At 66.6% G+C, this 8,652-nt stretch carries 9 protein-coding genes and 1 tRNA gene; 4 read left to right on the top strand and 6 right to left on the bottom strand.

Annotation, left to right across the window (positions count from 1 at the left end; translation table 11 throughout):
- Both ACTHJF_RS11630 and ppsR read right to left on the bottom strand, forming a co-directional pair.
- Nucleotides 1-327, bottom strand: a 327-nt coding sequence (locus ACTHJF_RS11630) for a DUF1249 domain-containing protein (protein ID WP_440267243.1), incomplete at its 3' end; no start/stop codon positions are given.
- A gap of 21 nt (nucleotides 328-348) precedes the next feature.
- Entirely contained in the window at nucleotides 349-1,164 is an 816-nt protein-coding gene (ppsR, locus tag ACTHJF_RS11625; RefSeq protein ID WP_440267242.1) for a posphoenolpyruvate synthetase regulatory kinase/phosphorylase PpsR, read from the bottom strand.
- A gap of 227 nt (nucleotides 1,165-1,391) precedes the next feature.
- Here ppsR and ppsA point away from each other — a divergent pair, with 227 nt between their 5' ends.
- Entirely contained in the window at nucleotides 1,392-3,764 is a 2,373-nt protein-coding gene (gene ppsA, locus ACTHJF_RS11620) for a phosphoenolpyruvate synthase (RefSeq protein ID WP_440267241.1), read from the top strand.
- 229 nt (nucleotides 3,765-3,993) lie between these two features.
- A complete protein-coding gene (locus ACTHJF_RS11615) occupies nucleotides 3,994-4,764 on the top strand; it encodes a TetR/AcrR family transcriptional regulator (protein WP_440267240.1) in 771 nt (256 codons plus the stop codon).
- Between the two features lie 56 nt (nucleotides 4,765-4,820).
- On the opposite strand, the gene ACTHJF_RS11610 is transcribed toward ACTHJF_RS11615, so the two are convergent.
- Nucleotides 4,821-4,910 (bottom strand) — tRNA-Ser (locus tag ACTHJF_RS11610).
- Nucleotides 4,911-5,021: 111 nt separating this feature from the next.
- Between ACTHJF_RS11610 and ACTHJF_RS11605 the strand changes: the two genes are divergently transcribed.
- Entirely contained in the window at nucleotides 5,022-5,723 is a 702-nt protein-coding gene (locus ACTHJF_RS11605) for a PP2C family protein-serine/threonine phosphatase (protein WP_440267239.1), read from the top strand.
- An 8-nt stretch (nucleotides 5,724-5,731) separates the two neighbouring features.
- On the opposite strand, the gene dnaQ is transcribed toward ACTHJF_RS11605, so the two are convergent.
- The 3 genes from dnaQ to ACTHJF_RS11590 are packed head-to-tail and all read right to left on the bottom strand — an operon-like array spanning nucleotide 5,732 to nucleotide 7,598.
- Nucleotides 5,732-6,451: a DNA polymerase III subunit epsilon gene (gene dnaQ / locus ACTHJF_RS11600; protein WP_440267238.1), complete on the bottom strand. Its 720-nt coding sequence runs from the start codon at nucleotides 6,449-6,451 to the stop codon at nucleotides 5,732-5,734.
- On the bottom strand, nucleotides 6,448-6,891 hold the full coding sequence (rnhA, locus tag ACTHJF_RS11595; RefSeq protein WP_440267237.1) for a ribonuclease HI: 444 nt from the start codon (nucleotides 6,889-6,891) through the stop codon (nucleotides 6,448-6,450). The genes dnaQ and rnhA overlap by 4 nt, the downstream gene beginning before the upstream one ends.
- Nucleotides 6,888-7,598, bottom strand: a complete 711-nt coding sequence (locus tag ACTHJF_RS11590; protein ID WP_440267236.1) for a class I SAM-dependent methyltransferase — start codon at nucleotides 7,596-7,598, stop codon at nucleotides 6,888-6,890. The genes rnhA and ACTHJF_RS11590 overlap by 4 nt, the downstream gene beginning before the upstream one ends.
- A gap of 177 nt (nucleotides 7,599-7,775) precedes the next feature.
- On the opposite strand from ACTHJF_RS11590, the gene gloB reads away from it, so the two are divergent.
- A complete protein-coding gene (gene gloB, locus ACTHJF_RS11585) occupies nucleotides 7,776-8,543 on the top strand; it encodes a hydroxyacylglutathione hydrolase (protein ID WP_440267235.1) in 768 nt (255 codons plus the stop codon).
- The last annotated feature ends 109 nt before the right edge of the window (nucleotides 8,544-8,652 follow it).

Raw genomic sequence — 8,652 nt, 5'->3', positions numbered from 1 at the left:
CCACTGTGGGCGGCGCGGTGGCAAACGCCGGGGTGGCCCCTGGGGGGGGTGGGTGTCGACGCCCACCCCCCCGGGGGGGGGGCGCCCCGGGGTCGCCCCCTCGACCAGGTCGTACGTCAGCTCCAGCTCGAGCGTGTACGGGTGGCATTCCTGCAATTGCAGGTGCACGTCCAACCCGTCATCCACGCTGGAAACGTAGCGCCCCGGCGAAAGCGTCTGCGGCGCGAACAGCCGTACCAGTCGATGGTAGTTCTCGGCGTAAAGCCCCATCAGGAACTCGAAACGTCCCGGCAGCAGGGCGGCGCGGCGATCCAGTACGGCACTCATACGGTCAGGCAACTCCGGTCATCAGAACATGGTGCGCTCGATCCCGAAGCGCTCAAAGATCTTGCTGGCGATCTCCTCAATCGACACGTGCGTGGTGTTGAGGCTGGGGATGCCCTCGCGACGCATCAACTTCTCCGCTTGCGCCAGCTCCCACCGGCACTGCTCGATCGTGGCATAACGACTGTTCGCCCGGCGCTGCTCGCGGATCTGCGCCAGGCGCTGAGGATCGATGGTGAGGCCGAACAGGCGGTCCTTGTAGGGGCGCAAGCGGGCCGGCAGCTCCAGCTTGTCGAGGTCGTCGTCCGTGAGCGGATAGTTGGCGGCACTCACCCCGTAATGCAAGGCCATGTAGAGGCAGGTCGGCGTCTTGCCCGAGCGGGACACCCCGACCAGAATCAAGTCGGCCTGGGCATAATCCACATCGATGCCGTCGTCGTGCGAAAGCGCGTAGTTGGTGGCATTGATGCGCGCTTCGTACTTGTCGAAATCCACCAGGCCGTGCGAACGGTTCACTGCGCCCGAGCGCTTGGCTCCCAGCTCCTCTTCCAGCGGGCCGATGAAAGGCGCGAACACGTCGAGCATCAGCGCGCCGCTGGTTGCCACGATGTCGCACAGCGCGCGGTCGGCCATGGTGTTGACCACGATCGGCCGGTCGCCGGTTTGCGCGTAGCGCGTCTTGATCCTCAGCGCAGCGGCCTCCGCCTTTCTCGCGTCATCCACGAACGGCAGGCGATGCTTGTCGAACTCCATGCCTTCGAACTGCGCCAGGATGCTGTTGCCGATCGTCTCCGCGGTAATACCAGTGGAATCGGAGATGAAAAAAACGGTTCGCTGCATGGATCGGTCCCGGCGTCTGAGAGGCAATGTCCGGCACCTTAGCGCAAGCGCTGTTTGCTTTGTGCGCTTGACCTTCTGCCAACTGGTATGCAGGTGGCGCGGCAACGGGTTGCATTGGTCTTCTTGTGCCGTGCACCAATCCCGGCGGACAATACCAGTTCTTTGTGGCCCGCTTCTGCCGGCTGCCGCACCGCCTCACCCAATCTAGTGTTCCGAGGAGATCCACCTTGAACGACCTGGTGCTTTGGCTTGACCACCTGCGCATGACCGACCTGGCCAAGGTCGGCGGCAAGAACGCCTCGCTGGGCGAGATGATCGGCAACCTGAGCAAGCTGGGTGTGTCCGTGCCGGGCGGCTTCGCCACTACCGCCGAAGCGTTCCAGCACTACCTGGAAAAGAGCGGTGTGGCGCAGCGCATCCAAGCGCGCCTGGCCGGCCTGGACGTGGACGATGTCGACGCCCTCACCCGGGCCGGCAAGGAGATCCGCGAATGGGTCACCGAGACTCCGCTGCCGGCCGAGCTGGACCAGGCCATCCGCGACGCCTACGCCAAGCTGTGCAAGGACGCCGGCAGTGACGACATCGCCGTCGCGGTGCGCTCCTCCGCAACAGCCGAAGACCTGCCCGACGCCTCGTTCGCCGGTCAGCAGGAGACCTTCCTCAACGTGGTCGGCATCGAGGACGTGCTGCACAAGGTCAAGGAAGTCTTCGCCTCGCTCTACAACGACCGTGCCATCGCCTATCGCGTGCATCAGGGCTTCAAGCACGAGGACGTGTTCCTGTCCGCCGGCGTGCAGCTGATGGTGCGTTCGGACGTGGGCGCTTCCGGCGTGCTGTTCACGCTGGACACCGAGTCGGGCTTCCGCGACGTGGTGTTCGTCACCGGCTCCTACGGCCTGGGCGAGATGGTCGTGCAGGGCGCCGTGAACCCGGACGAGTTCTACGTGTTCAAGCCCACGCTCAAGGCCGGCAAGCCCGCCCTGCTCCGCCGCAGCCTCGGCGCCAAGCAGCAGCGCATGGTGTACTCGGACCAGCCGGGCGAGCGCGTGCGCATCGAGGAGACCCCGGCTGCCGACCGCAACCGCTTCTGCATCACCGATGCCGACGTGGAGGAGCTGGCCAAGCAAGCACTGGTGATCGAGCAGCACTACGGTCGCCCGATGGACATCGAGTGGGCGAAGGACGGTCACACGGGGAAGCTCTATGTGGTGCAGGCCCGCCCTGAGACGGTGAAGTCGCGTGCCCACGCCACCCAGCTCGAGCGCTTCCAGCTCCATGGCAAGGGCAAGGTGCTGTCCGAAGGTCGCGCGATCGGCCAGAAGATCGGCACCGGCAAGGCGCGCGTGGTCAAGTCACTGGCGCAGATGAACGAATTCCAGCCCGGCGACGTGCTGGTGGCCGACATGACCGACCCCGACTGGGAGCCGATCATGAAGCGCGCCGCCGCCATCGTCACCAACCGCGGCGGCCGCACCTGCCATGCGGCGATCATCGCCCGCGAGCTGGGCGTGCCGGCGGTGGTCGGCACCGGCAACGCACTGCAGTCGATACCGGACGGCGCCGAGGTCACCGTGTCCTGCGCCGAGGGCGACACCGGCATGATCTACGAGGGCAAACTGCCGTTCGAGCGCATCACGGCGGACCTCGGTGCCATGCCCGAAGCACCGCTGAAGATCATGATGAATGTGGCCAACCCGGAGCGCGCGTTCGACTTCGGCATGCTGCCCAACGCCGGCATCGACCTGGCCCGCCTGGAGATGATTATTGCCAGCCATATTGGCGTGCATCCCAAGGCCTTGCTGGAATACGCCAAGCAGGACGCCGAGACCAAGGCCCGCATCGACGAACGCATGGCCGGCTACGCCGACCCGGTGTCGTTCTACGTCGACCGCCTGGGCGAAGGCATCGCCACCATCGCCGCCTCGGTCTACCCGAAGCCGGTAATCGTGCGCCTGTCGGACTTCAAGTCCAACGAGTACGCCGGCCTGATCGGCGGTTCGCGCTACGAGCCGCACGAGGAGAACCCGATGATCGGCTTCCGCGGCGCCAGCCGCTATGTCGATCCTAGCTTCGCCGAGTCGTTCGGACTGGAGTGCGAGGCAGTTAAGCACGTGCGCGAAACCATGGGCCTGGACAACGTCTGGGTGATGATCCCATTCGTGCGCACCCTGGCCGAAGGCCGCAAGGTGATCGAGGTGCTGGCCGCCAACGGCCTCAAGCAAGGCGAGCACGGGCTCAAGGTCATCATGATGTGCGAGGTGCCCTCCAACGCCCTGCTGGCCGACGAGTTCCTGGACATCTTCGATGGCTTCTCGATCGGCTCCAACGACCTGACCCAGCTCACCTTGGGCCTGGACCGCGATTCGTCCATTGTCGCCAGCCTGTTCGACGAGCGCGACCCGGCGGTGAAGAAGCTGCTCGCGATGGCCATCCAGACAGCCCGCGCCAAGGGCAAGTACATCGGCATCTGCGGCCAGGGTCCCAGCGATCACCCGGACCTGGCCGAATGGCTGATGGAACAGGGCATCGAGTCGGTATCGCTCAACCCGGACACCGTGGTCGACACCTGGCTGCGGCTGGCGAAGAAGAAAGCCGGCTGAGCCAACGCCGCGCGCTCGATCCAGTGACAACGAAGAGGCGGGGGTGACCCCGCCTTTTTCGTGTGCCGCGCTCCGTCGTGCAGTGCAGCTTGCCGGCGACCGCCATCGCCACTAGCGTCATACGGGTGTTTGAAGAGTCGCCGGGCGGCTCGGCAATCTGACCGCGACACCATCGGGCGCAGGAGGCAGCCCGCCGGCATCTATCAGCAGTACCTTTCAGGAACAGGCGATGCGCAGCACCACCGGGGGAGCACAGGCTGCCGACACGCGCAGTCGTCTGTTGCAGGCAGCCGAGCTGCTGTTCATCGAACGTGGATACGAGGCCCTTTCCCTGCGCCAGGTCACCGCTCGCGCGGGGGCCAACCTCGCCGCAGTGAACTATCACTTCGGCAGCAAGGACGCGATGCTCAAAGAGCTGCTTTCGCACCGGCTGGATCGCCTCAACGAAGAGCGCCTGCGCCTGCTCGATGCCTGCGAGGCCGGCGATAGCGTGCCCGATTGCGTAGCCATACTAGGCGTGCTGTTCGTGCCGGCTTTGCAGCTGGGTCGCGACCCGACTGGTGGACCGGCCTTCCTGCGCCTGCTCGGGCGCGTCTACAGCGATGCCTCGCCTTTTATCCGCGACCATCTGCAGCAGCACTACCGGCCGATCTTCGGGCGCTTCTTCGAGGCGTTTGCCCGCGCGCTGCCACAGCTGCCGCGCAGCGAGCTGGGCCTGCGCCTGCATTTCGCGCTCAAGTCGCTTTCGGGCGTGCTCGCGGCGGACGACATGGGCGAGCTGGTGGCCGAGCTCAGCATGGGCCAGGACATCAGCGACGCCGAACTCCTGGCGCGCCTAGTGGCCCTGGTCTCTCCGGCACTCACCGCGCCGCTGGGCACGCCACAGCAGATCGCGGTGATCGATCGCCTGATCCAGCTCAGCCATCGCAACGGCAGCGACACCCGCGCGCGCAGCCCGGAATCCCCCGGACGCGCCAACGTCTCGCCGCTCGGCATCTGATCCTCCTCGGCCGCACAAGAAAAAAGCCCCGCATCGCTGCGAGGCTTTTGTCGTTTTGGCGGAGAGGGTGGGATTCGAACCCACGGTACGCTTACACGTACGCCTGATTTCGAGTCAGGTACATTCGACCACTCTGCCACCTCTCCAAAGGGGTCACACGGTGGTCCGCGCGAGCCGGTAATCATACGCATGCCCGTGAGCCGTGACAACTGGGTGCCGCATCCGGCATGCTGCCGTGATTCGCCGGCAGCACACCCATGATCGAATTCGGACACGGAACCCACGTCGGACTGCGCCGCACGCGTAACGAAGACACCTACTACGCCGATCCCGCGCTCGGCCTGTTCCTGGTCGCCGACGGCATGGGCGGTCATCAGCATGGGGAAGTGGCGTCGGCGCTGGCGCGCGATGTCGTGGTGGCGGAGGTCCGCAACGGGGCACCCCTGATCGATGCCGTGCGCACGGCAGCCAGCCGACTGGAAGCGCATGCCCGCAAGAGCCGCGATGCACTGCCGATGGGCACCACGTTGGCCGCGCTGCGGATCCGCGACGAGGCCTATGAGCTGGCCTGGGTCGGCGACAGTCGCATCTATGCGCTCGACGATCAGTTCCGGCAGGTCAGCCACGACCACTCGCTGGTCCAGGAGCTGATCAACGCCGGCCGGCTGGATCCGGAGCTGGCCGCGCGTCACCCCCAACGCAATGTGCTCACGCAGGCGCTGGGAATCACCACCGCCGAGCAGCTCCACATTGGCGTGGCGCGCGGTGCCTGTCGCGCCGGAATCGGCTTCCTGCTCTGTACGGACGGGCTCACCGAGGGCCTGGATGACGCGGCCCTCGCACGGCTGGTACAGCGCACGGATCTGGCAGCGCAGGAGTGCGTGGACCACCTGCTGCTGGACGGCCTGGAAGCCAGCGGCAGCGACAACCTGACCGTGATCCTGGTGCGCCTGAGCTGACCGGATCGTCAGACCGCCGCAGGCGGTTCGCGCCGCCACAGGCTGGTGCCACCGGCGCTCTTGTCCAGCGCATCGAGCCGCTTTTCGTGTGCCGCCAGTTCCTCGGCATCGGCACGCAGCACGCGCGGGCGGCGCAGCAGTTCGACCGGCACGATGATCGCGGTGCGCTCTTCTTCGCCGGGCTTGTCGAAGCCCAGGTCGAGTGCGACCTGCCCCGAGGTCATCGCGATATAGACGTCCGCGAGCAGATGGCAGTCGATCAGGCCGCCGTGCAGTTCGCGCGCCGAGTTGTCCACGCCCAGCCGCTTGCACAAGGCATCCAGGCTGTTGCGCTGCCCCGGATAGCGCTCGCGCGCCATCGCCAGCGTGTCCAGCACACTGCAGCGCTGCTGAATGGTGCCGGGCGAGGTGGGCAGGCGGGCCAGTTCGGCGTTGAGAAAGCCCAGGTCGAACGCGGCGTTGTGGATGATCAGCTCGGCGCCGTCGATGAAGGCCAGGAACTCGTCCACCACATCGCCGAAACGCGGCTTGTCGAGCAGGAAGTCGTCCTCGATGCCGGTGACCTGACGAGCCCCTTCGTCGATCGTCCGATCGGGGTTGAGGTAGGTCTGATAGCGCCGCCCGGTCAGACGCCGCTCCACCATTTCGATGCAGGCGATTTCGATCAGCCGGTGCCCCTGGCGCACCTCCAGGCCGGTGGTTTCGGTATCGAGAACGATCTGCCTCATGGCTTGCCCCGAAATTGTTCGGCCTGTTCACGGGCGGCCACGTCAACCCGCTCGTTCTCCACATGGCCGTTGTGGCCACGCACCCACTGCCAGCGCACGGCGTGTGGAGCGCTCGCCTCGGACAGCCGCTGCCACAGATCCTGGTTTTTCACCGGCTTGCGGTCCGCCGTGCGCCAGCCATTGGCTCGCCACTTGGGAACCCACTCCTCGATGCCCTGCATCACGTAGCGGGAGTCGGTGATGAGGTGGACCTTGCACGGCCGCTTCAGGGCCTCCAGCGCCGCGATCGCGGCCATCAGCTCCATGCGGTTGTTGGTGGTATCACGTTCGCCGCCGGCGAGCATGCGCTCGGTGCCCTTGGAGCGCAGCAGCGCGGCCCAGCCGCCCGGCCCGGGATTGCCCAGACAGGCACCATCGGTAAAAGCTTCCACTTCGGTCAACGTCGATCCTCGTTCATTGCAGCCGCGCAGGCCGTGTTGCGTCGTGCCCCTGGCGCGAGCCCGGCATCGGCCGGCGCGCGCAGCGCTCGCGGCACCAGCCGGATGGGCGTTACAGCTTGCCGGCGCTTGCGGGCCAGCAACACGTAGCCGCCCCCGATCGCCTCGGTCAGCCATGGCATGCCACCGCCACCCGGCACAGCGTGACCGACACGCCGCACGCACTCCACCTGCATCGCATGGCGGCGTAGCCATTCGCCAACCTGCAGCGGCATATGCAGGCGCAGCGACTGGCCCCGCCCATGCCACACCATCCACGGCGTCCACAGGCTGAGCGGATGTACGCCGCTCAACACCAGCAGCCCGCCGGGCGAGAGGACGCGAGCCCCCTCCTCCAGCATGGGTTGCGGAAGCGCCGACGCCTCCAGCGCATGACGCAGGATCACCAGCTCGAAAGCATCGTCGACGAACGGCAGGGGCTCATCGACGCGAGCGTGCAGGTCGCCAACGTACCGATCGCCAGCGAGCCTCAGGTGCGTCCAGCACGACAGCAGGGGGAGCGCCGGCGGCCGATCCTGCATTGCTGCGGACACGAGCAGCCCGTGGTCACCGGTGCAACGCTGCAATTCCGGCAGCAGGTCGCGCGCTTCGTCTGCCAGCAGTTGCCGCAGGGGCGCACTGGCATAGATGTCGGAACAGGCAGCGGACATGCGGTACATCCGGTGATGGGCCGACAAAGTGTAGCCGCTGGCGGCATCGACAGGCAGCGTTGGGCGCCCGTCCGGGTTAACACCCCACTAACGAGCAGCCGGAAAGCCGCGGTTATAGTCGGCGGCCCGGTGCACCGGGCCAAGGCTTCCGCGGTGCATCCCCATGTGGAGACGGACGTGCATCTGCTTGCGCTACCGGCCCTGGCCGACAACTACATCTGGCTGCTGCACGACGGTGATGGCAACGCGCTGGTGGTGGATCCCGGCGAAAGTGAACCGGTAGAGAGGGCGCTGGTCGAGCATCACCTGCAACTGCGGGCCATCCTGCTCACCCACCATCATCAGGACCACATCGGCGGCGTCGTCGCGCTGCGCGAACGATATGGTGCGGTGGTTTATGCGCCCGAAGATGCGCGTATCGATACATGCGATGTCCGGGTCGGCGATGGCGATACAGTGAGCCTGGCTGCGCCAGCCACACGCTTCGAGGTGATGGCCGTGCCCGGGCATACGCTCAGCCATATCGCTTATACCGGCGAAGGCCACCTGTTCTGCGGTGACACACTTTTCAGCCTCGGTTGCGGACGCCTGTTCGAGGGATCGCCGGCACAGATGCTCGCGTCGCTCGACCGCCTGGCCGCCCTCCCCGGCGACAGCCTGGTCTGCTGCGCACACGAGTACACCGCGGCCAACGGCCGTTTTGCCTCGACCGTCGACACGGCCAATGCGAGCCTGTCGGCCCGGCTCGCCGAGGTCGCGCAGCGACGCGAGCACGATCTGCCTACGGTGCCGGTGCCGCTGGAGATGGAGCGGGCAACCAATCCTTTCCTGCGCATCGATCAGCCCGCACTCGTAGCCTGGGCCATGGCGCAAGGCGCTCCGGCGCACGACAGGGTGGCCCGATTCGCAACACTGCGCGCGACCAAGGACGCGTTTCGCGGATGACCGGCTCCCGTGCCCGCTTGGCGAAACCCCTTGCGCCACTGCTCGCGGCGCTGCTGGCCGCGTGTGCTGCCCCCTCACCCCGGCCGTCGCCCGCGCCCCACCCAGCGCC

Origin of the sequence: Dyella sp., from assembly GCF_051962475.1 — a bacterium.
Lineage (GTDB): Bacteria > Pseudomonadota > Gammaproteobacteria > Xanthomonadales > Rhodanobacteraceae > Dyella_A.
The sequence above is the reverse complement of the archived record's forward strand: the minus strand, read 5'-3'. Positions and strand labels throughout refer to the sequence as shown.